General features: G+C 71.7%; 35 protein-coding genes and 1 tRNA gene. 33 read left to right on the top strand and 3 right to left on the bottom strand.

Annotated elements, in window-relative coordinates; translation table 11 throughout:
- The first annotated feature begins 33 nt into the window (after positions 1-33).
- Positions 34-423, top strand: a complete 390-nt coding sequence (locus NMK44_RS00410) for a hypothetical protein (protein ID WP_254737094.1) — start codon at positions 34-36, stop codon at positions 421-423.
- A 147-nt stretch (positions 424-570) separates the two neighbouring features.
- On the opposite strand, the gene NMK44_RS00405 is transcribed toward NMK44_RS00410, so the two are convergent.
- A complete protein-coding gene (locus NMK44_RS00405; protein ID WP_254737093.1) occupies positions 571-894 on the bottom strand; it encodes a type II toxin-antitoxin system Phd/YefM family antitoxin in 324 nt (107 codons plus the stop codon).
- A 127-nt stretch (positions 895-1021) separates the two neighbouring features.
- On the opposite strand from NMK44_RS00405, the gene NMK44_RS00400 reads away from it, so the two are divergent.
- From NMK44_RS00400 to NMK44_RS00340, 13 genes are all read left to right on the top strand, one after another.
- Entirely contained in the window at positions 1022-2122 is a 1101-nt protein-coding gene (locus NMK44_RS00400) for a hypothetical protein (RefSeq protein ID WP_254737092.1), read from the top strand.
- Positions 2119-2823: a zinc finger domain-containing protein gene (locus tag NMK44_RS00395; RefSeq protein ID WP_254737091.1), complete on the top strand. Its 705-nt coding sequence runs from the start codon at positions 2119-2121 to the stop codon at positions 2821-2823. Before NMK44_RS00400 ends, NMK44_RS00395 begins: the two co-directional genes overlap by 4 nt.
- On the top strand, positions 2820-2981 hold the full coding sequence (locus NMK44_RS00390; protein WP_254737090.1) for a zinc finger domain-containing protein: 162 nt from the start codon (positions 2820-2822) through the stop codon (positions 2979-2981). The genes NMK44_RS00395 and NMK44_RS00390 overlap by 4 nt, the downstream gene beginning before the upstream one ends.
- Positions 2978-3235, top strand: coding sequence for a hypothetical protein (locus tag NMK44_RS00385; protein WP_254737089.1), 258 nt, complete (start codon positions 2978-2980; stop codon positions 3233-3235). Before NMK44_RS00390 ends, NMK44_RS00385 begins: the two co-directional genes overlap by 4 nt.
- Before the next feature lies 1 nt (position 3236).
- Positions 3237-3389, top strand: coding sequence for a hypothetical protein (locus NMK44_RS00380; protein ID WP_254737088.1), 153 nt, complete (start codon positions 3237-3239; stop codon positions 3387-3389).
- Positions 3389-4225 (top strand): DNA adenine methylase, encoded by an 837-nt coding sequence (locus tag NMK44_RS00375; protein WP_254737087.1) that lies wholly within the window; start codon positions 3389-3391, stop codon positions 4223-4225. The genes NMK44_RS00380 and NMK44_RS00375 overlap by 1 nt, the downstream gene beginning before the upstream one ends.
- Positions 4222-4461: a hypothetical protein gene (locus NMK44_RS00370; RefSeq protein ID WP_254737086.1), complete on the top strand. Its 240-nt coding sequence runs from the start codon at positions 4222-4224 to the stop codon at positions 4459-4461. Before NMK44_RS00375 ends, NMK44_RS00370 begins: the two co-directional genes overlap by 4 nt.
- A complete protein-coding gene (locus NMK44_RS00365) occupies positions 4461-4775 on the top strand; it encodes a hypothetical protein (protein WP_254737085.1) in 315 nt (104 codons plus the stop codon). The genes NMK44_RS00370 and NMK44_RS00365 overlap by 1 nt, the downstream gene beginning before the upstream one ends.
- 58 nt (positions 4776-4833) lie before the next feature.
- Complete coding sequence (locus tag NMK44_RS00360; RefSeq protein ID WP_254737084.1) at positions 4834-5136, top strand: hypothetical protein; 303 nt, start codon at positions 4834-4836, stop codon at positions 5134-5136.
- Positions 5137-5145: 9 nt separating this feature from the next.
- Positions 5146-5228, top strand: a tRNA-Leu gene (locus tag NMK44_RS00355).
- A 35-nt stretch (positions 5229-5263) separates the two neighbouring features.
- Complete coding sequence (locus NMK44_RS00350) at positions 5264-6367, top strand: WDGH domain-containing protein (protein WP_254737083.1); 1104 nt, start codon at positions 5264-5266, stop codon at positions 6365-6367.
- Between the two features lie 91 nt (positions 6368-6458).
- On the top strand, positions 6459-7256 hold the full coding sequence (locus tag NMK44_RS00345; protein WP_254737082.1) for a hypothetical protein: 798 nt from the start codon (positions 6459-6461) through the stop codon (positions 7254-7256).
- A 114-nt stretch (positions 7257-7370) separates the two neighbouring features.
- A complete protein-coding gene (locus tag NMK44_RS00340; protein WP_254737081.1) occupies positions 7371-7859 on the top strand; it encodes a hypothetical protein in 489 nt (162 codons plus the stop codon).
- A gap of 12 nt (positions 7860-7871) precedes the next feature.
- Here the strand turns inward: NMK44_RS00340 and NMK44_RS00335 are convergent, their stop codons facing one another.
- Positions 7872-8075: a hypothetical protein gene (locus tag NMK44_RS00335; RefSeq protein WP_254737080.1), complete on the bottom strand. Its 204-nt coding sequence runs from the start codon at positions 8073-8075 to the stop codon at positions 7872-7874.
- A 126-nt stretch (positions 8076-8201) separates the two neighbouring features.
- Between NMK44_RS00335 and NMK44_RS00330 the strand changes: the two genes are divergently transcribed.
- Complete coding sequence (locus NMK44_RS00330) at positions 8202-8546, top strand: hypothetical protein (RefSeq protein WP_254737079.1); 345 nt, start codon at positions 8202-8204, stop codon at positions 8544-8546.
- 61 nt (positions 8547-8607) lie between these two features.
- Here the strand turns inward: NMK44_RS00330 and NMK44_RS00325 are convergent, their stop codons facing one another.
- Positions 8608-8862: a hypothetical protein gene (locus NMK44_RS00325; RefSeq protein WP_254737078.1), complete on the bottom strand. Its 255-nt coding sequence runs from the start codon at positions 8860-8862 to the stop codon at positions 8608-8610.
- A gap of 145 nt (positions 8863-9007) precedes the next feature.
- Between NMK44_RS00325 and NMK44_RS00320 the strand changes: the two genes are divergently transcribed.
- From NMK44_RS00320 to NMK44_RS00240, 18 genes are all read left to right on the top strand, one after another.
- A complete protein-coding gene (locus NMK44_RS00320) occupies positions 9008-9184 on the top strand; it encodes a hypothetical protein (RefSeq protein ID WP_254737077.1) in 177 nt (58 codons plus the stop codon).
- Positions 9181-9348: a hypothetical protein gene (locus NMK44_RS00315; protein WP_254737076.1), complete on the top strand. Its 168-nt coding sequence runs from the start codon at positions 9181-9183 to the stop codon at positions 9346-9348. The genes NMK44_RS00320 and NMK44_RS00315 overlap by 4 nt, the downstream gene beginning before the upstream one ends.
- Before the next feature lie 74 nt (positions 9349-9422).
- A complete protein-coding gene (locus NMK44_RS00310) occupies positions 9423-10898 on the top strand; it encodes a hypothetical protein (RefSeq protein WP_254737074.1) in 1476 nt (491 codons plus the stop codon).
- Between the two features lies 1 nt (position 10899).
- Positions 10900-11100, top strand: coding sequence for a hypothetical protein (locus NMK44_RS00305; protein WP_254737073.1), 201 nt, complete (start codon positions 10900-10902; stop codon positions 11098-11100).
- A gap of 9 nt (positions 11101-11109) precedes the next feature.
- Entirely contained in the window at positions 11110-11661 is a 552-nt protein-coding gene (locus NMK44_RS00300) for a hypothetical protein (protein ID WP_254737072.1), read from the top strand.
- Positions 11658-12167 carry a hypothetical protein gene (locus NMK44_RS00295; RefSeq protein ID WP_254737071.1) on the top strand — a complete coding sequence of 170 codons (510 nt, stop codon included), beginning with the start codon at positions 11658-11660 and terminating at the stop codon, positions 12165-12167. Before NMK44_RS00300 ends, NMK44_RS00295 begins: the two co-directional genes overlap by 4 nt.
- The gene (locus NMK44_RS00290; RefSeq protein ID WP_254737070.1) at positions 12164-12754 is read left to right on the top strand and encodes a hypothetical protein; all 591 of its coding nucleotides are present in this window, start codon (positions 12164-12166) and stop codon (positions 12752-12754) included. The genes NMK44_RS00295 and NMK44_RS00290 overlap by 4 nt, the downstream gene beginning before the upstream one ends.
- Positions 12751-12876 (top strand): hypothetical protein, encoded by a 126-nt coding sequence (locus tag NMK44_RS41915; RefSeq protein WP_302887639.1) that lies wholly within the window; start codon positions 12751-12753, stop codon positions 12874-12876. Before NMK44_RS00290 ends, NMK44_RS41915 begins: the two co-directional genes overlap by 4 nt.
- Positions 12852-13004: a hypothetical protein gene (locus NMK44_RS00285; RefSeq protein ID WP_254737069.1), complete on the top strand. Its 153-nt coding sequence runs from the start codon at positions 12852-12854 to the stop codon at positions 13002-13004. Before NMK44_RS41915 ends, NMK44_RS00285 begins: the two co-directional genes overlap by 25 nt.
- A gap of 8 nt (positions 13005-13012) precedes the next feature.
- Positions 13013-13465, top strand: coding sequence for a Pycsar system effector family protein (locus NMK44_RS00280; RefSeq protein ID WP_254737068.1), 453 nt, complete (start codon positions 13013-13015; stop codon positions 13463-13465).
- Positions 13466-13542: 77 nt separating this feature from the next.
- Positions 13543-13695: a hypothetical protein gene (locus tag NMK44_RS00275; RefSeq protein ID WP_254737067.1), complete on the top strand. Its 153-nt coding sequence runs from the start codon at positions 13543-13545 to the stop codon at positions 13693-13695.
- Between the two features lie 5 nt (positions 13696-13700).
- Positions 13701-14024, top strand: a complete 324-nt coding sequence (locus NMK44_RS00270) for a hypothetical protein (protein ID WP_254737066.1) — start codon at positions 13701-13703, stop codon at positions 14022-14024.
- A gap of 389 nt (positions 14025-14413) precedes the next feature.
- Positions 14414-15094 (top strand): hypothetical protein, encoded by a 681-nt coding sequence (locus NMK44_RS00265; RefSeq protein WP_254737065.1) that lies wholly within the window; start codon positions 14414-14416, stop codon positions 15092-15094.
- 121 nt (positions 15095-15215) lie between these two features.
- Positions 15216-15605 (top strand): HNH endonuclease, encoded by a 390-nt coding sequence (locus NMK44_RS00260; protein WP_254737064.1) that lies wholly within the window; start codon positions 15216-15218, stop codon positions 15603-15605.
- Positions 15602-15817 carry a hypothetical protein gene (locus tag NMK44_RS00255; RefSeq protein ID WP_254737063.1) on the top strand — a complete coding sequence of 72 codons (216 nt, stop codon included), beginning with the start codon at positions 15602-15604 and terminating at the stop codon, positions 15815-15817. Before NMK44_RS00260 ends, NMK44_RS00255 begins: the two co-directional genes overlap by 4 nt.
- A gap of 92 nt (positions 15818-15909) precedes the next feature.
- A complete protein-coding gene (locus NMK44_RS00250; protein WP_254737062.1) occupies positions 15910-16365 on the top strand; it encodes a phage terminase small subunit P27 family in 456 nt (151 codons plus the stop codon).
- A complete protein-coding gene (locus NMK44_RS00245) occupies positions 16334-18103 on the top strand; it encodes a terminase large subunit (protein ID WP_254737061.1) in 1770 nt (589 codons plus the stop codon). Before NMK44_RS00250 ends, NMK44_RS00245 begins: the two co-directional genes overlap by 32 nt.
- A 24-nt stretch (positions 18104-18127) precedes the next feature.
- Positions 18128-18349 (top strand): hypothetical protein, encoded by a 222-nt coding sequence (locus NMK44_RS00240; RefSeq protein ID WP_254737060.1) that lies wholly within the window; start codon positions 18128-18130, stop codon positions 18347-18349.

Below are 18349 nucleotides of genomic sequence, written 5' to 3'. Positions count from 1 at the left end.
GCCACCGCCCCGGACACCAACTGAGAGGAACCCATGTCGTACTTCCACGGCGGCATCCCCGGCCTCAGCATCGGCGACCGCCTGCTCCCGCCGGACCGTACGGGCACCGAGCGCCGACTTTCCTCGTTCGCCGCCGACCTCGGCGGGCCGGCCCACGCGCTCCGCACGGACCTGGTCTACCTCACCACCGAGCGCCAGGTGGCCCGCGCCTACGCCGCGTTCTACCCCGACGGCGCCCTGTACCAAGTTCTGCCCGAGAGCCCGGTGGATCCGGATCCGGACTGCGCCGAACCCGGCCTGTCATGGCAGTGCCCCGCGGCTGTCGTCGTCACGGTGGTCGACCCGGTGGTGCTGTTCCGCGACCGGACGCCGGAGCGGTGGATCCGCATGCTCAACGGGCCGCAGCAAGCGGGCGCGCGTTGAGCAGGGCTGTCACCGTCGGGGGGGGGGGGGGGGGGCCCCCCCCGGGGGGGGGCCCGGGGGGGGGGGGGGGGCGGGGGGGGGGGGGGGGGGGGCGGCCCCCCCCCCCCCCCCGCGGCCCCCCCCGCCGCCGTGCCCAGAGTCCAGCGGTCAGGAGTTGTCGACGGCGAACGCGGCGGAGCCCAGTGCCTCGCGGATGGTGCGGGACTTGACCTCGTCGTACGAATCGGCGCCGGCCCCAGGGGTCTGGGTGCGTCGGTGGAGCTCGTCGATGATCGCCCGGTCGCGCAGTGCCTGCTCGTAGAACTCCGGCGGCACGACGTAGGCGCTCCGGGCGCCCCGCTCGGTGAAGGCGGCCGGGCGCCCGCCGTACCGCACCTCGCGGATCAGACGCGTCAGGTTCGCACGCGCCTCCGTCATCGACACCTCCGAGGTGCCGTCCTCAGCAATCCGAATGCCCTGGTCAGCAGCCATGGCCAGAGTGTAAGTCATGGTCAATCTCTCCATTCTTTCCAATCTTTAAAGTAGTATGGCCGGTGCAGGCCAGCGCTGCACCACGAAGACGCAGGCCCCGACCCAGCGCGACCGAAAGAAGCCCCGAATGGCACGTGGACATGGCCGGATCCTTTCCTCCATCTGGGAGGACAAGGACTTCCTGGCGCTCACCGAGCAACAACAGCGCCTCTACCTGTTCCTCATCAGCCAGCCCAACCTGAACCACGCCGGGCTGCTGCCGCTCACGCTGCGCCGCTGGGCTCGCAAGGCCATGGGGCTCACGGCGTCCGAACTGGAGTCCCACCTCACCGCGCTCGCCAACGCCCGGTTCATCGTCATGGACGAGGACACCGAGGAGCTGCTGATCCGCTCGTTCGTCCGGAACGACGGCGTGTGGAAGCAGCCCAAGGTGATGGGCGCCATGGTCTCCGGCGCCATGGAGATCGAGTCCAGGGCGCTGCGGCACGCACTCGTGAACGAGATGGACCGCATCCCGCTGGACGAGCTGAGCGACGAGCCGACCAAGGTCCGCAGCGGCGAAGGGCCCTCGATCCGCACACAGGTGCACGAGCACATCACCACCCTGCGGAAGGCATTCGGAGACTCCGGCCCAGGCCCCTTCGGAGGGGGTTGCCGACCCCCTTCCGAACCCCCTTCGGGAACCCCCTCCGATAGCCCTGACCAGGAGGGTCGGAAAGGCTCTACGCGTGCGGGCGCGGGCTCGCATGACGCGCAGGCGCACGCGGGCGCATCACGCGCGCATTCCCCTGCCCCTTCCCCTACCCCTGTCCCCAGCCCCGGAGAAGAGGGGGGGTGCAGGCCGGAACCCAACGCTGAGGGAGCAGCCCCGCTCGCGCTTCCCGGGCCTCCCGGCCCGGCCCCCATCGACGACGACGGGTTCGAACTCACCGACGCCATGCGCCGCTGGGCAGTCGCCACCTTCGGCAACACCCTCGACGTCGACTACGAGACCGAACAGTTCCTCTCCCACTTCCGCGCGGACGGCGGCCGCCGTCGCAACTGGCCCGAGGAGTGGAAGAAGTGGCTCCGCCGCTCCGCGAAGTACGCGTCCGAGCGCGCCAACCGCCCCGCCTCCGGTGGCTCCGTCGTCCCCTTCCGCGACCGCCAGCAGCAGGCGAGCGACGACATGTTCGACCGCGCCATGGCCCGCGCCCAGGCCCGCATGCAGCAGAAGGAGACCTCGTGACCGAGGAAGAGACCGTCATACTCGCCCGCTACGTCCGAGCACTCTGCCCCCAACAGCGCTTCGACGAATACACCGCCGACGCCTGGCACGACCTGTTGGCGCCCTACTCCCTCGAGGAAGCCCGCGCCGCCGTCGCCCGCCACATCGCCGCCGGGCACGCGTTCGTCTCCGTCGGCGAGATCGTCACCGAGATCCGCAAGGCCCGTAACGACCGCCTCGACCGGCACACCGAGGCCGAACCCCCGGCCGGAGACCTCGGCGACCACACGTCATACCGGGCCGCACTCCTCGCCGAACGCCGAGCCATCGCCGACGGCCGCACCGAACCGCAGCCAGTCCCCGCCCTCCCGCCCGGCAGCACCGAGCCACAGCCCACCGGACGGGCCCGCGCCATCCTCGCCGCCGCAGGCAACCACCTCCCCGGCCCCCGCGAAGGCGTCACCAACGTCCTCGCCATCCCCTGCCCCCGCTGCCACGCCCGCCCCGGCCGCACCTGCACCACCAACGGCCGCCACCGCGCCGATGTTCACCCCGCCCGACTCGAAGACGCCCGCCGCGCCGCCGCCGGACTCCCACCCGCCGACCCGGCCGAGGAGACCCGCGAGATAGAACGCCGCCGCGCCGCCTCCGCCAACGCCCTCGCCGCCCTCCCGCCCGGCGCCGTGATCCAGCCGGACGACGGCTTCGAGGAGACCGCGTGACCGGGCGCGAACAGCACCCCGAGCACGCCATCCGCTGCCCCTGGTGCGGGGCCCCACCCAAGCAGCGCTGCACCACCCAGCGCGGCCGCAAGCTCGCCATCCCCAGCCACGACGCCCGCCTCCAGGCATGGGCCAACCGCCCCAAGGAGAACGCGTGAACCCGATCCCGCCCGCCGCCCTCGCCGTCATGACCGCCGCGGCTGAGGACTACCGGCTCCTGACCCCACCCGACCAGGCCACCCCCGCCGGACTCGTGGACCACGTCGCCGAATACCTCGTCTCCAGCGGCTACCGCATCTACGACGACATACCCCTCCCCGCACGCGCCTGGCACGCCATCCGCCGCCGCATCCGGTTCCCCAGCCGCACGCGCGCACCCGGGCCAACACCCGCCCACACCAACGGGGGCTGACGTGCTCGACGTGATCGCCTACGTCGCCGCCGTGGTGCTGCTCACCGTGCCGCTCACCGGCTGCTGGGCCCACATCCGGCGGCCGGCCGCCCGCGCGGACCGGCAACTCCTCCACCTCGCCCGCACCTCTGAGACCCGAGAGGCCAACCGCTGATGGCCACCCCGCTCAAGTCACCCGTCCCGTACTTCGGCAGCAAACAGCGCATCGCCCCCTGGATCGCCGGACTCCTGCCCGAGCACGAGCACTACGTCGAACCGTTCGCCGGTGGCCTGTCCGTCCTGCTCGCCAAGCACCCCGCTCGCATGGAAACCGTCAACGACCTCGACAGCGAGCTGATGACCTTCTGGCGCGTCCTCCGCGACCGGCCGACCGAGCTGCTGCGCGCCTGCATACTGACCCCGCACGCCCGCGCAGGCCTCGAGGAGACCTTCGCGCCCGTGCCGGACGGTGACGAGTTGGAGTTGGCCCGCCGGATCTGGTCCCGCCTCGCACAGGGCCGCTCCGGCACGCTGCGGCGCACCGGCTGGCGGCACTACATCGACCCCGCCGGGTCGGTCACGTCGATGCCGGGATACCTCGAGGCCTACGTCGACCGGCTCGCTGCCGCGGCCGAGCGTCTCCACGGTGTCTCGCTGGAGTGCCTGCCCGCGCTGAGGCTGATCGGGAAGTACGGGGCGCAGCAGGAGTGCCTGCTGTACGTCGACCCGCCGTACCTCGGCACGACGCGGCCTTGGTCGAACTACCGGGTCGAGATGAAGGAGGAGCAGGAGCACCGCGAGCTGGCGGCCGCGCTCCACGACTGCCGGGCCGCGGTCGTTCTCTCCGGCTACGACAGCCCCCTGTACGCCGAGCTGTATGACAGCTGGCACCGGTACGAGCAGCAGACCATGACCGGCAACGCCAAGGTGGCCAAGGCACGCACCGAGGTGCTCTGGTCCAACCGGCCGCTTGGTGACCGGCTGGAGTTGTGGACGGAGCAGACGCTGTGACCGCCCGCTGCCGGTCGTGCGGCCGCCCCCTCCGGCGCCCCAGCCCGGACGGCTACGGCCCGAAGTGCCGGCGCGCACTCGGCCCGAGGCCCGCGACCGGCGGCGGGCAGCTCGCCCTCAACATCCCCACCCAACCCCGCCGTCGTCCGCGGCTCCGCATCCGCTGGCCACGCCGCTACCGCGGCCGCGAGGTCCACACCCTGCCCGACATCGCCACCTACCAGGAGACCCACTGATGCCCACCCGCACCTTCACCCCCGACCAGCTCGACGAGATCGGCGTCCCGCACGAACTCGGCGACTTCGACGGCGCCGCCACCGAGCTGCACCGCGAACAGACCGACACCCGACGCTGGTCGTCCACGCACTGGCTGGTCTTCCGCGCTCCGGACGACGGCAAGGCATACGGCGTCACCTATCAGCGGCCGCTGACCGAGCACCAGGAGTGCGACCGGTGGTTCGGCGACGACGAGATCGTGGCGACCGAGATGGAGCAGCACCAGGTGACCGTCACTCGCTGGAAGCCCGCCCAGGACTCGCCGACCGACTGACCCGCCCTGGCCCGGCCGCCGTCCACGCGGCCGGGCCCCAACCCACCGGAGACCACAGATGAACACCACCAGCCGCGCCGACTCCCGCGCCGTAGAGCAACTCAACCTCCTCGCCACCCTGCGCATCCCGGTACACGGCGACTACTGGATCACCGCCCCGACCCCTGGTCGGCAAAGCCTCATCGCCCCGGTACAGGGCCGTCTGGTGTGGCTCCACCTCGTCACCGTCCGCGCCCTCCTCGACGCTGAGTCGGCCGGGCTGATCACCGTCGGCCCGGTCCAGCCCATGCCCGAATACCGCGGAGGCGGCCGGCACCACTGGCGCGCCGGCCTGTACGGCCATGTCGCCGCGCTCGCCTGATACGCCCCGGCCCGGGTGGCGGAACGGAAGACGCCGCGATCTTAAAAGTCGCTGCCCCCGCGGGCGTGCGGGTTCGAATCCCGCCCCGGGCACCCCGCCCTACACCTCATCACCACTGAGGAGACCGATGACCGACACCAGCCCCGCCGCCGAACAGCCCCGCGAGACAGGCCAGGCGGCGCCCCACGGGCCTCACAGCCCCTCAGGCGCCCCCGAGGGAGCAGCGACCCCCGAACGGGCCGCACACGCCCGTACAGGAGTTCGCGTGTTCTGGCTCCAGCGGGACCGCGACATCTCGGGAGTCAGCGGCACCGGCACCGTCGCCGACGGCGTCGAGTGGCCCGACGGCAGCGTGACCATACGGTGGCGCGGCGAACGACCCAGCACCGTCAACTGGGACTCGATCGAGCACGCCGAGGCCGTCCATGGTCATGGTGGCGCCACCCGCATCGTGATGGTGGACAGTCCGGACAGCGGCCCGGACAGCACGGTGGACAGCCAGGACAGCCCGCCCGGACACGACCCGCTCACCAGCACGGACACAGCCCGGACAGGGCGGGACAACGCGCTGGACGACGCGCTGCGTGAGCAGTACGCGGCCGCCATTCGCGATGCGGCCTGCTCCGGCGACTGCGGCGAGACCGAAGAGGAATGCTCCCGCACGCGAATTCAGCCTTTCGTCTGGCATCGCGGCCGACTGGACGAGGTGTCCGGAGCCCCGGAGATGTTCGTCGACGCCGTGCTCGCGGTCCGCGACCGGCGCATGGCCCAGCTCGCCGCCGGACGCCAGACCTGGCGAACCCAAGCCCTGGAGATGGAGCGCGACCGCGACCAGGCCGAGGAGGCCACGCGACGCATCCTGGACCAGCGACAGGAGCTGGCCGCCGAACGGTACGCGTGGCAGGAGCGCGGCGACCGGGCCGAAGCCGAGCGCGACGCCGCGTACCGCGAGCGGGCCCACCTCCTCGCCTGGCTCGCCGCCCTCCACCCCGCCAACGCCGTCATCACCCCGGCCCCGGACGTGGACGAGCCCGGCTGGCAGCTGCTCTACCTCCTCGTCGGCGGCTGGCAGATGTCATGGCACATCGCACCCCGCGACGCCGAACTCTTCGCCCACGTCGAGCGCGTCACGGCCGACGACCCGCGCGCCCAGTGGGACGGGCACAGCACCACCGAGAAGTACGACCGCATCCAGCAGCACGTCCAACGGCTCACAACCGACCGCCCCTGAACAGCACGACGGGGCGCCCTACCAGTCCGGCCAGACCAGGGCGCCCCTACGGCGAGATCACCATAACGCCCCAGCACCAGGAGCAGCAGCGATGATCACCGCCACCCGCACCGCCGCCCAGAACCTCCAGACCATCATCGACCGCTGGTCAGACCTCACCGACGCCCTCACCGCCCGCCAACAGGCCACGTGGCCGCCGACCATGGGCGTGGCTCGGCTCGTCACCGACCTCGAGGCCAACGAGCACACCCACCCTCAGCGCATCGTCACCCGCCGCGACGAGCACGGCCGACCCACCTACGAATGCGCGAGCTGCGACCACGTCGGCGACGGCAACGGGCACCCCATCCGACCCGACCGCGACCAGCCCGGACCCGGCGCATCACCGGCCCCTATCTCCGTGGACATCCTCGACACCATGCGCTCCGTCGAGGCCGAGCTCGTCCACTGCGCCGACGTCATCGCCTCCCAGATCCAGCGGCCAGCCATGAACCACGCACCCCGCGGCGCCGGATGGACCGAGGCCGAGATCGCCCAACGCGACCAGCTCGCCGACCAGGACGCGGCCGACCCCCGCCGCTGGCGCTACCCCGGCACCCGCACCGCCGTGTACGCCGCCGCATGGCTCGCCGCCCGACTCGAGTCCGTCCCCGGCCCGTTCTTGCCCCTCGGCCCCCTGCGCGGCGCCCGCATCGCCACCGTCGCCGCGCAGGCCGCGACCCGAGTCGAGGCCGCGCTCCGCATCGCCCGGCAGGCCGTCGCCGTCGACTGGCCGTGCCCCGCATGCCGCGGCCTCCTGGAAGTGCACGGTGGCGACGGCCAACCGCCGGCCATCCAGTGCGCCGACTGCGGCCGCACCTGGCACGAGCAGGAGACCAACGCGGCGTGACAGCAGGGGTCCGCTCCGGAGGGTGGACGGAGCGGACCCCGTGCACACTCTTCACCTGGCCCCGGCCCGGCGAGTAGCCTCCTCCACCCGGAACTCGACGGAACGGCGGCAGCCATGAGCGACCACGAGATTCACGAGATCCAGGACGGCAGCGAGACCAGCTACATCGCCACGGCCGCGGGGACGACCCGGGACGAGGCCGAACAGATGGCCGCCCGTGCTCGCGCAACGGCCCTAGCCGCGCGGGCAGGCGACCAGCCGGACGTCGACTTCGTTGCGCGCGAGATCTCCGGCTACGACACCGGCTGCCGCATCATCGCCACCCTCCCCAAGGCGCAAGCGGACTCCATGACCGAGGACGAACTCGCCGAGTGGGACGCCGCCCGACTGCGGACATCCAGCACGAAGCACCAGCAGGCCAGCGATGCACCGGACGCGGACGGGTACGTCACCCGGGTCCACGACGACGGCGACCGGCGGATGATCGCGGTGGTGAAGAAGGGCTCAGCCGAGCACCTCACCGACGAGGAACTGTTCCGCGACCTGGAGATCTGGGCCGCCCAACGGCGCCTGCGATCCGTAGAAGACCCCGGCGAGGACTGACCGCCCGGGGGGTTACGCCCAGACGTCCGGGCCACCACCGCGCCACTCGATCAGCTCGGGGTCATCGAGCCGGACATCCTCGGCGCCGGCCCGGCGCAGGAACTCCAGCAGGTCAGGCGGGCCCATGGCCAGTCCGGCGATCTCGCCGCGGATCGTGACCCGCCGCCCGCCGCTGGGTGACGGCGGGTGCACGACCACCGGGGGATGCGCAGCCACACCTCCAGCGTGCGCCCGGCCGCCGTCGGGCGCATCCGGGCATGCTGTCGGTCGCGTGCTCTACCCTCACAGCAGGCGCGGGGCCTCGATCCGACGGATCGAGCAGTTCCGGAATGGGGAGATCCCATGACGTACGCCCGCCCAGCCGCACCCGCCAAGTTCCTGCCGCGCAAGCTCACCGAGCCCTACGAGACACTGCTCGGCGGAGAACCCGCGCACCACCTCATCGCCACGGCCCACGCTGACCGCGTCTGCCCACCCAGCGGCCACACCATCTCCTGGGGAGACGTGTACGCCTCAGCGAACCTCTACCCGCTGCCCTGGAAAGCCGCCCTGCTCCTCGAACCAGACGGCACCGCCAGCCCGATCGCGGACCACCTCAGCGGCGCCGCCCGGGACCTAGCCGTCGAAGCCGGGCGTTGCGCCGAGCGCATTTGGTGCGACGCGCAGCGGCTCGGTGTCAACTTGTAGCCTCGCACGCGACGGAGCCCCCACCCGGGATCGGATCGGGTGGGGGCTCCGTCGCTGTGCGCTACTCCGCTGACGGCATCCTGCGGCGCGAGTCTCGCTGCGCCGCCGCCTCGGCCTTGGCCTTGAAGTAGGGCCTGCCGAGCTTCCAGTCGATCGCCCTCGACCGGCCGATCGTGACGACCGGGGGAAAGTCCGGATCGTCTTTGGCCAGCTGCGAGACGCGCTGGTGGGTCATCGACGGGGCGATCTGCTCGGCGACGACACGGCGTGCGGCTTCTCTGAACGACACCATGTCGGGCCCTCCCTCGTCGGTCATGGGCACCATTCTCTCCGCGCGACTTGCCATATGGCAAGTCAGACGCTAGCTTCGAACCAGCAACAGAACGGCCCCGGCCGGAGTCGCCACTCCATATGGCCGGGGCCAGACCCACCCGCAACAGCGACGAAGAGGCAGGTCCGCCATGGATCGTATCGACCCCACCTCGCCCCCGGGAGCCCGCCGCACCATCGCGGTCGGCATCCTCGGCCGCCGCGCCGGCCGCACCATCAGCACGGTGCGCACCGCCGCCGGAGTCACCGGTGTCGTCCGCCGCGACAGCCACACCCCGGTCGCGCCCGCTCCGGCGGTGACCGCATGACCAGTCGCTCCGACGGCACCGAGGACCAGGACCTCCGCGCCAGCGAGAACGTGATCATGAACGAGCCCGCCACGGTGCAGAGCTGCAACGGCGACTACCGGGCCGGAGTCGCCGATAGGGCCACCTTCGACCGCCTCGTCCGCAACGAGAACCGCGGCAGGTAGCCACCCGACCGCCGGGCCCGCGCAAATCCCCCCGCGCGGGCCCGGCCCCTCTCCGCTCCAGGAGCACCACCACCATGAGCCTCACCACCCTCACCGGCTGGGCCACCACCCACCCGGCCCCGGCCGCGGCCGCCGCGCTCACCGCGGCGCTGCTGACGGTCGGCACGGGCTGGGCCGCGGTGCGCTCACTCCGTCAAGCCGCCCGGCCCTCGGCCGCCGTCGTCGTCGCGGCCATCGCGGCCGCCGCCTGCACCGCGTACTCGGCCGACACCTCGTGGCGCTTCGCCGAGCACCGCCTCGGCATGGACCGCGTCAGCGAACGCGCCTTCATGTTCGCCGCCGCCGAGATCGCGCTGCTCGCCTGCGGGCTGATGGCCCGTGCCAACATGCGCGCCACCAAGACCGACACCGAGGCCGGATCCCCGGGCGTCCCCGGGGCGCTGGTATGGGTCATCACCGGCGTCCAGGTCATCCCCGCCTACTCGGAGTCCGGCCCCGTCGGCGGCACCGTACGCGCAATGATCGGCCCCGTCCTCGCCGCGCTGCTCTGGCACCTGGCCATGGGTCTGGAGCTTCGCATCGTCCGGCCTGGCGCGCTCTCCGGCGGGCTGCCCGCGGTCATCGGTCGCGAGCTCCGCGAGCGCCTGCTGTCCCGCCTCGGCCTCGCCGTCCGGGACCGTACCGCGGAGCAGATCACCCGCGACCGAGCCACCACACGCGCTGTCCAACTCGCCGCCCGCCTCGAACTCCAAGACGCCAAGACCCGGCGCGGCCGTCGTACCGCGCGACGTCTGGCCGCGGCCGTCGCCCGCGCTGGCGTCGGCGCCGACCCCAACCAGCGGCACAAGCTGATCCGCGAGTTGGCCGCCCGCCGGGGAGCCGCCCAGCTCGCCACCATCACGCTGCGGTCCCCGTGGGATCCCGAGCCCGGCCCGGTGCACCCGCGCACCCCGACCGCACTCGCCCGGCAGCAGCTCACGCACCTGCACCCGTTCGACGCCATCCAGCGAGTGCACTCGGCGAACCCCGGACTGCACCCGGCCGCACTCGCCAGCCTCATGACGGAGCACGGCGTCGTCGTCTCCGAACAGATGGTCCGCGTCGCGATCGGCGCCCCGAACCCGGCCCGCACCCGCACCCCGAGTGCACCCGCACCCGCCGTCGAACCTGCGCACCCGCTCGTCCTCGACATCGCCACCGCACCCGAGGTGCACCCCGAGGTACGCGCACCCGCACTCGCCATAGCAGCAGGCCAGACCCGGAGTGCAGTGCACGCCCGTATCCCCGAGTGCGCACCCGCACCCGAACCGCACCCGGCGTCCGCCGACGGCAAGACCGCCGCCGAAGAGCACCCCGACACCGCACCCGAGCGCACCCCGGGGGCAGTCGCAGGTGCGCACCCGAGTGCACCCGAACCCGGGCTGCCCGCGCACCTCATCGAGGCCGCCCGCGCACTCGGCCGCCCCGCCAGCCTCCGCACCCTCAAGACCGAACTCGGCGTCGGCCAGCCCAAGGCCCAGCGCCTCCAACAACTCACCCGGGAGGACTGAAGTGCAGCCCGCACTCGTCGCCGCACTCGCTTTCGTCGTCCTCGCCGGGCTCGTCGTCCTGGCACTCGTCGTCTCGTGGCCGTGGCTCGCCCGCCGCATCGAGCCCGCACTGCTGCCCGCCTACCGGGCCGCCGCGCTCTCGATCGTCGCCGCCGCGTACCTCATCTCCCTCGCCGCCATCGCCGCGGCCACCATCCGCTGAGGAACCCCGATGCCCGACCCGATCACCCCGGCCCGCGTCTACCCCGCCGGCACCCCGCTCCCGCCCGCCGCAGCCACACCTCCGCAGCCCCTGCTCGGGCCGGACTTCATCCCGCCCTGGCGCACCGCGCCACCACCGCCCGCCGCCGCGACCCCGCCCCCGGCCTCGATCGAGGTGCGGCACGTCCACACCCACATCGTGGTGCCGACCGACGAGCCCGAGCCGGAGCCCGAGAGCCGCTGGACCCGCATGTGGGACTGGGTCACCTCCATCGCCGCGCCCTGGAAGGTCACCGCCGCGCTCGCCGGAGCCGTGATCCCCATCCCGTGGACCGGCTACAGCGCCGTCACCACCTGGGCCTACACCCTCAGCGAGGCCCGGGAGATGCACGTCGGCTGGGCGTACGGCCTCGGCGCGGCCGTGCTTCTCCTCGCCGTCCAGCGCTTCCGCCGCACCCACGGCCTTTTTGCCCTGTGGGGCGTGGCCGTCGCCGGGGTGGGATTCACAGGCGCCATGGACTGGTTCGACCCGATCACCGCAATCACAGGAGTCCACCGGTGAACGTCACCATCAACCTCGGCGGGGTCGCCGCCGCCCTTGCCCTCCTCTGGTTCAACATCCGGCCCTGGCTGAAAGGCAGCCGCGACCCCAAGGCCCTGCTGCCCTACGGGGCTGGGGCCGGGCTCGGCTCCCTCTCCACCATCTGCATCGGAGGCGCGCTCGGCTGGGGAGCCGCCGGGATCGCCGGGCTCTTCTCCTCCGCCGGGTCTAAGGGCGTGTCCACCACCACCGGCACCCGCGGCGGCACCGCCATGCCCACCGGCCGCATGGGCACCCTCACCGAAGAGGGCGGCGTCGCCACCGTGCTGCTCCTCATCGGCGTGATCATCCTGCTCAAGTCGTCCGGCAAGAAGGACAAGAGGCGCATCATCGGCGGCTTCGCCACCTTCGCGGTCCTCGGCTTCCTGCCCGGAGTCGCCGCCCTGCTGTCCTGGTGGCCCGACACCGTCAACTGGGCTGGAGCCAAGGGCCGAGAGGTGCTGGAACGAGGCGGGAGCGCCCTGTGAACCACTCGATCCGCTCGACCCTCACCGACACCGCCAGCCGTCTCGCCCGCGGCAGCGAACTGGTGTGGGAGCGCCGCTCCGAAGTCCTCGCCGCCTGGGTGCGCGGAGGCCGCCGGGAGGACCTCACCGGCTGGCGCGCCGCCCTCGGCCCCGCCTTCCGGCTCGCGCTCCTCGGCGCCGCCGGGTGGCTCGCGACCCGGGCCATCCGGGCCCGGCCCGTGCTGATGTGGGCGGTCGCCGCGGGGTGGCTCATCGCCGCCTGGCGCGCCTCCCGCCCGGCCTCCGGCGAGGCAGTGGAGGAGGAGCCCGAGGAGGACCCCGCGGCAGCCGACCCGGGCGCCGTCCACAAGCTGCTCGCGGACGCCATCGGGGACCGGCCCGGCGTCCACCTCTCCACCCTCCTCACGCACCTCCAGGAGCACGGGCAGGGGGAGGGCTGGACGGTGGCCGATCTGCGCGCCCGTCTGGAGGCGCACGGGGTGCCCGTCCGGCGCTCGGTGAAGGTGGACCGGCGGGTGGCGTACGGGGTCCACCGAGACGACCTCCCGGCCCCTTCCCCGGGCGCGCCCGCCGACCAGGCCGCGTGACCGTCTACCCCCCGGTCTACCTGCACGTCTACCGCTCAACTACCACCGTCTACCCGGCCATCTACCACCCCGGCTACCGCCCGCAGGAGGCACCGAAATGGAGTTCACCCGGTACCGCGTGACCGACGAGGACGGCACGTTCCTCGACGAGTTCACCACCAACGCCCCGGACTTCGCGAAGACGCGCATCGCCCGCATCCGCAAGCACCACCCGGACCTGACGGTCACCGAGACCCTCGACAAGGAATGACAAGGAACATGACCGCGACACCCGACCAGTTAGCCGCAGCCCACACCGAGGTCGTCGCCGAGATCGCCCGAGCGGACAGCAAGGCCGGAACCTTGCTCGCCGCCCTCGGCCTGCCCATGGCTGTGCTCGTCGTAGCCGTCCCCGGCCGCCACCTCGACCCCGTCACCAGTGCGCTCACCGGGCTCGGCGCGGCCGGACTGATCGCCGCCATGCTCGTCACCCTCGACGTGATCCGCCCCAGGATCGGTGGCCCCGTCCGCGGCGGGTTCCTCCACTGGGCTACCTGCGACCCGGGCGACGTCGCGGCGAGTCTCACGGCGGACCACGCCCCGGCCCGGCTGGTCAAGCTCTCGAAGATCGCCCGGCGGAAGTACGCGCGCTTGAAGATCGCGATCGACATCACGAGCGGCGCCCTCGGGGCGTTCGCCCTGGCGCTGCTGGCTGCGCTGGCAGGCATCTGACTCCCGGGGCGGCCGGATCGCCTGGCAGCAGACGGCCGCCCCGGGCCCCATCCCGAACCGAGACGAGGAGCACCATCGTGGCACCCCTACGCGAGGACATGCCCATCCGCGACCCCGAGCGGAGCGAGCGAGAGCCCCAGCACGCCCGCGAGTACGACGCAAACACCGGCGGCTGGACACGGCCAGTCCAGCCGAACCCTGCCCCCAGCCAGCCCAAGACGGGAGACTGACCACCATGCCCACCCGCACCTTCACCACCGCCGAGCTCGCCGCGATCGGCGTCCCCCCGGACAGCCCCAGGGACGTCGAGTACAGCGACACCGTGCTCTGCGACGAGCACGTGACCACGCTGAAGTACACGGCCAAGCGCCGCGCGGTTTTCCTCGCTGAGGATGACGGCAAGACGTACGCCGTCGAGTACGAGGGCCGCTTGAACGTCGGCGACTTCGAGATCGGCGAGTACACGCCCGACGACCACGGCTGGTGGGGCGGCACCGTCGAGGCCGTGGAAGTCGAGGAGCGCCAGGTGACCGTCACGCAGTGGACGCCCGTCGACTGACCGCCTGCCACACTGGCAGCTACGCGCCGGGTAGCGCCCGGCACCCAGGCCCCGCCGCGCCCCCGCCGCAGCGGGGCCTCACCCCGTGCATGCCCCGTGACACAGCCGAGCGCACGGCCTACCGTGGGCGCGAGGGCCAGCTGCAAACGCCCCCGCCCCTTCCTGGAGCGGGGGCGTTCTGCTGACCCCAACCGTCAGCCCCGCGGCGTACGCTGGCCGTGTCCCTACCCGATCTGCGTGGGCTGCGCAGCTGCTCGGGAGCGAACCGCCCCGCCCGGCAACGAGCGGGGCGGAGGCATTCTGACCGAACTCCAACGCGCCATCCCACACGCCCGATACAGTGCGCATCCCCCCACACCCACCAGCACTCGCACACCAGGGGGACACCCATGCGCACCCGCACACTCACACTCGCCGCGACCGCGCTGCTCTGCCTCCCCCTCGCCGCATGCAGCAGCGACGACAGCGAAGGCCAGCCCAAGGCCGGGAAGACCTTCGACTGCACCAGCCAGGACACGACCCAAGCCGAGTGGACCAAGCACTGCGGCGACAAGGCCGCCGACACGGCCAAGGGGCCAGACCCCACCAAGCCCATGGCCCTCGGCAAGGGCATCGAGACCATCGGCTCACCCGACCCCTTCGAAGGCCCCGGCGGCGGCGTCCTCGAAATCACCCCCACCACCGTCATCTACTCCAAGTCCGCCACCGGCGAGACCGCAGAGAACGGGGCCTTCGCGATCATCACCTACAAGGCCCGCTCCACCAAGGCGGTCGCCGCAGCCGAATCCGCACCCATCGAGAACGGCGGCTGGGAATGGGTAGCCCCCGACGGCCAAGCCGTCGACACCCAGACCGGCAACGCCACCAACGTCACCCCCAACGGCTACACCAGCGGCGGCACCGTCAAGCCCGGCACCTACCAATGGCGCACCCAGGCATTCGACATCACCACCGCCCAGCGAGGCGGCACCCTCACCTACACCGACGGCGATGACACCACCTGGCGATGGACCATGCCCGCCAAGGACACAGGCCCCGAGCTCACCAAGCTGAAGACCGCCATCGACTGACCGGCTTGACCACAAGCGATCAGCCGTCGCATCATTGCCCCAAGTCCGGCGTGCCCGGACACAGACGACAGGCCCCGCACCCACCCGGTCGGGGCCTTCGCCATACCCAGGGGGGAGGCCCGTGCCCACCGCCCCTCCCTCCCGCTGCACCGACCCCGAGTGCTCTGAGCTCGCGACCAAGCGCGGACGTTGCGACAAGCACCAGCCCATCCCATGGGCAGGACGCGACGACAAGGCCAGCAGGTACGGCATCAGCTCCGGCACTTGGCGCAAGCTCAAGCGCCGGATCACCGCACGGGACAACGGATGCTGCTACCGATGCGGAGCCGACCAAGCCGACACCGGACCCGACGACGACCCGTTCGTCCTCGACCACATCGTCCCGATCGCCGAAGGCGGATCACCCACCGACCTCGACAACCTCGGCCTTCTGTGCCCCGACTGCGACCAGGTCAAGAGCAGAGCCGAAGCCATACGAGGAATGCACCGAGCGCGAGGACGGAGACGATGAACCACATGGGCCAGGAGATCAAGCACAAGGCCAATGGCAAAGCCCTCACCCTCAACGAGCTCGCCGCCTTCGTCCAACACGCCCTCCGCTCCGGAGCCGACGGCACCGAGGCGATCAAGGGCGCCATCACCTTCAGCGGCAAGATCAAGGACATCGCCATCGGCATCACCGCCCCGACCCCAGCCAACCCGGACACCCAACCAGGGGGGTAGGGGTGTCGCAATCACCAGGGTGATCGCCTGGGGGCCCGCCGCGGTCAACTCGGGAGACGCGTGCACAGAATCCGGCATAGGGGGTCTGGGCCATGGGGCGTACCGCAGAGCCCGCGGCGTTGAAGCTGCTGAAGGGCCGGGGTGAGGGCAAGGACGTTGCGGGCCGTCCGGTGCATGCTGGGCCAGCGTTCAAGCGGGTCCCGCCGTCGGCTCCGGAGTGGCTGACTGGCGAGGCGCGGGCCGAGTGGGACCGGGTGGTGCCGGGGCTGACGCGGCTGGATCTGTTGAAGCCGGAGGACCGGGCGGTGCTCGCCAGCTACTGCGAGACCTGGGCGGTGTTCGTGGAGGCGACGCAGACGGTTCAGCGTGAGGGGCTGACGATCGAGGCGAAGCAGGGAGTGCTGGCGCATCCGGCGGTGGGTATCGCCCGGGCGGCTGGCCGTGAGCTGCGGGCGCTCGCGGGGCACTTCGGTTTGACGCCCTCGACGGAGCAGGCCCTGGCGAGAGGGGCCGATGATGGCGACGAGGAAGAGAACCCCTTCGCCTGACCCGCCGGCGGCCTATCTGGACGCGGAGCTGCTGGAGCGGCTGAAGCTGAGCCCCGAGGTGGCCTGGTATCTGGTTGAGCGGGGGATCCCGCTGCCGGACTGTCCGCCGCTGGTCAAGACGCCCGAGCCGCGGGAAGTCCCCGGAGCCCGGTTCGACCCCGAGCGGGTCGACAAGGTGATCAAGGCGTTCGGGCTGCTGCGGCACACCCAAGGCCAGTGGGCCGGGCAGCCGCTGCGGCCGGACCCTTGGCAGGTCGCGTGGATCATCGCCCCCGTCTTCGGCTGGGTCGTCTGGGATGACGACGCGGACATGTACGTGCGGATCATCCGCGAGGCGTTCGTCGATGTCCCCCGAAAGAACGGCAAGTCCACGCTGGCCGGTGGCGTCGCGATCTACATGACGTGCGCTGATGGTGAGCCTGCCGCGCAGTGCATCACCGCGGCGACGACGAAGGAGCAGGCCGGGTTCGTCTTCGAGCCGGTGAAGCGGCTGGCGGAGTCGGCTCCGGCGTTGAAGCGGCACGTCAAGGCGATGAAGAGCGTCATCTACCACCCGAAGTCGGGCTCGTACTTCAAGCCGATCTCGTCGGTGGCGGGTGCTCAGCACGGCGCGAACCTGCACAACGCGATCATCGACGAGCTGCACGAGCACAAGACGCCGGAGCTGGTGGAGACGATCGAGACCGGCACCGGCTCCCGGCGTCAGCCGCTCATTCTCATCATCACGACGGCGGACGCGGGTAAGAAGGAGTCGATCTACGGCCGGAAGCGGGACCGGATCGAGCAGCTGGCGCGCGGGGTGTTCACGGCGCCGTCGGTGTACGGCGTGGTGTTCGCGGTGCCGAAGGACGCGGACCCTTTCGCGGAGGCCACGTGGAAGGCCGCCAACCCTGGCTACGGGGTGAGCCCTACGCGCTCGTATCTGGCGGCCCGGGCGGACGAGGCCAAGCAGTCCCCTGCGGACCTGGCGAAGTTCCTCCGTCTGCACCTCGGGGTGCGGACGAAGCAGCAGACGAAGTTCCTGACGCTGGAGTCTTGGCGGGCGAATGCGGCGCTGGTGGACGAGGAGAAGCTCAAGGGCCGGGAGGCGCACGGCGGGCTGGACTTGGGCTCGGTGTCCGACCTCAACGCGCTGGCCTGGCTGTTCCCCGACGACGAAGACGGATCTCTCGATCTGCTGCTCAGGTTCTGGACGCCGGAGGACAACGTCAAGGCCCTGGACAAGCGAACGTCGGGGGCGGCCTCCCGGTGGGTCCGGGAGGGCTGGCTGCGGACCACGCCCGGGAACGTTACGGACTACGACTTCATCAAGGAGCAGATCCGGCGCGACCTGGCCGCGTTCAAGGTGAAGTCCCTCGGATACGACCGGTGGAACTCCACCCAGCTCACGAACGACTTGCAGGGCGAGCGGGCACCACTGGTCAAGGTCGGCCAGGGCTTCGTCACCATGTCGCCTGCGCTCAAGGCGGTACAGCGTCATCTCCTCCTCGGTCAGAAGGCGGTGGGGCAGGGCGGCCGGCCGGTGCTGAGGCATGACGGGTCCCCGGTGATGCTGTGGATGGTCGACAACCTGGCCGTGGCCATGGACGCCGCGGGCAACGTGAAGCCGGACAAGGCGAATTCGGGCGAGAAGATCGACGGCGTGTCCGCGCTGTGTGACGCGATGTCCGAGGTTCTGGCTCGCCCGCCGAAGAGGAAGTCCCGGTACGCGGACGAGGACGAAATCATGGTCGTGTAGCGGCCGGGAGGCAGGAGGTCGCTGATGTTCGCGTGGCGTCGTACGGCGGTCCGGAAGCGGGTCGTGGTGAACCTCGCCGACAAGGCGTTCTCCGGCGTCCTGTGGGCCAAGCGGGGCCCGCTCCTGGTGCTCCGGGACGCCGAGCTGCTGGAGGCCGGGCGGGAGCCGCAGCGCGTCGACGGGGAGATCGTCATCGAGCGGTCGCAGGTGGAGTTCACGCAGGTACTCGCGGGCGGGGGTGGCTGA

Origin of the sequence: Streptomyces cucumeris (assembly GCF_024295805.1) — a bacterium.
Lineage (GTDB): Bacteria > Actinomycetota > Actinomycetes > Streptomycetales > Streptomycetaceae > Streptomyces > Streptomyces cucumeris.
Note: the sequence above shows the minus strand (reverse complement) of the source record. Positions and strands in the feature narration are given on the sequence as shown.

Excerpts from the sequence above, each read along its gene's own strand:
- NMK44_RS00280 (WP_254737068.1), top strand. The coding sequence starts at position 13,013 with ATGACCGCGACACCCGACCAGTTAGCCGCAGCCCACACCGAGGTCGTC.
- NMK44_RS00400 (WP_254737092.1), top strand. The coding sequence starts at position 1,022 with ATGGCACGTGGACATGGCCGGATCCTTTCCTCCATCTGGGAGGACAAG.
- NMK44_RS00255 (WP_254737063.1), top strand. The coding sequence starts at position 15,602 with ATGAACCACATGGGCCAGGAGATCAAGCACAAGGCCAATGGCAAAGCC.
- NMK44_RS00240 (WP_254737060.1), top strand. The coding sequence starts at position 18,128 with ATGTTCGCGTGGCGTCGTACGGCGGTCCGGAAGCGGGTCGTGGTGAAC.
- NMK44_RS00330 (WP_254737079.1), top strand. The coding sequence starts at position 8,202 with ATGACGTACGCCCGCCCAGCCGCACCCGCCAAGTTCCTGCCGCGCAAG.
- NMK44_RS00410 (WP_254737094.1), top strand. The coding sequence starts at position 34 with ATGTCGTACTTCCACGGCGGCATCCCCGGCCTCAGCATCGGCGACCGC.
- NMK44_RS00345 (WP_254737082.1), top strand. The coding sequence starts at position 6,459 with ATGATCACCGCCACCCGCACCGCCGCCCAGAACCTCCAGACCATCATC.
- NMK44_RS00245 (WP_254737061.1), top strand. The coding sequence starts at position 16,334 with ATGGCGACGAGGAAGAGAACCCCTTCGCCTGACCCGCCGGCGGCCTAT.
- NMK44_RS00250 (WP_254737062.1), top strand. The coding sequence starts at position 15,910 with ATGGGGCGTACCGCAGAGCCCGCGGCGTTGAAGCTGCTGAAGGGCCGG.
- NMK44_RS00340 (WP_254737081.1), top strand. The coding sequence starts at position 7,371 with ATGAGCGACCACGAGATTCACGAGATCCAGGACGGCAGCGAGACCAGC.
- NMK44_RS00350 (WP_254737083.1), top strand. The coding sequence starts at position 5,264 with ATGACCGACACCAGCCCCGCCGCCGAACAGCCCCGCGAGACAGGCCAG.
- NMK44_RS00285 (WP_254737069.1), top strand. The coding sequence starts at position 12,852 with ATGGAGTTCACCCGGTACCGCGTGACCGACGAGGACGGCACGTTCCTC.
- NMK44_RS00270 (WP_254737066.1), top strand. The coding sequence starts at position 13,701 with ATGCCCACCCGCACCTTCACCACCGCCGAGCTCGCCGCGATCGGCGTC.
- NMK44_RS00405 (WP_254737093.1), bottom strand. The coding sequence starts at position 894 with ATGGCTGCTGACCAGGGCATTCGGATTGCTGAGGACGGCACCTCGGAG.
- NMK44_RS00320 (WP_254737077.1), top strand. The coding sequence starts at position 9,008 with ATGGATCGTATCGACCCCACCTCGCCCCCGGGAGCCCGCCGCACCATC.
- NMK44_RS00300 (WP_254737072.1), top strand. The coding sequence starts at position 11,110 with ATGCCCGACCCGATCACCCCGGCCCGCGTCTACCCCGCCGGCACCCCG.
- NMK44_RS00310 (WP_254737074.1), top strand. The coding sequence starts at position 9,423 with ATGAGCCTCACCACCCTCACCGGCTGGGCCACCACCCACCCGGCCCCG.
- NMK44_RS00365 (WP_254737085.1), top strand. The coding sequence starts at position 4,461 with ATGCCCACCCGCACCTTCACCCCCGACCAGCTCGACGAGATCGGCGTC.
- NMK44_RS00325 (WP_254737078.1), bottom strand. The coding sequence starts at position 8,862 with ATGACCGACGAGGGAGGGCCCGACATGGTGTCGTTCAGAGAAGCCGCA.
- NMK44_RS00315 (WP_254737076.1), top strand. The coding sequence starts at position 9,181 with ATGACCAGTCGCTCCGACGGCACCGAGGACCAGGACCTCCGCGCCAGC.
- NMK44_RS00360 (WP_254737084.1), top strand. The coding sequence starts at position 4,834 with ATGAACACCACCAGCCGCGCCGACTCCCGCGCCGTAGAGCAACTCAAC.
- NMK44_RS00375 (WP_254737087.1), top strand. The coding sequence starts at position 3,389 with ATGGCCACCCCGCTCAAGTCACCCGTCCCGTACTTCGGCAGCAAACAG.
- NMK44_RS00265 (WP_254737065.1), top strand. The coding sequence starts at position 14,414 with ATGCGCACCCGCACACTCACACTCGCCGCGACCGCGCTGCTCTGCCTC.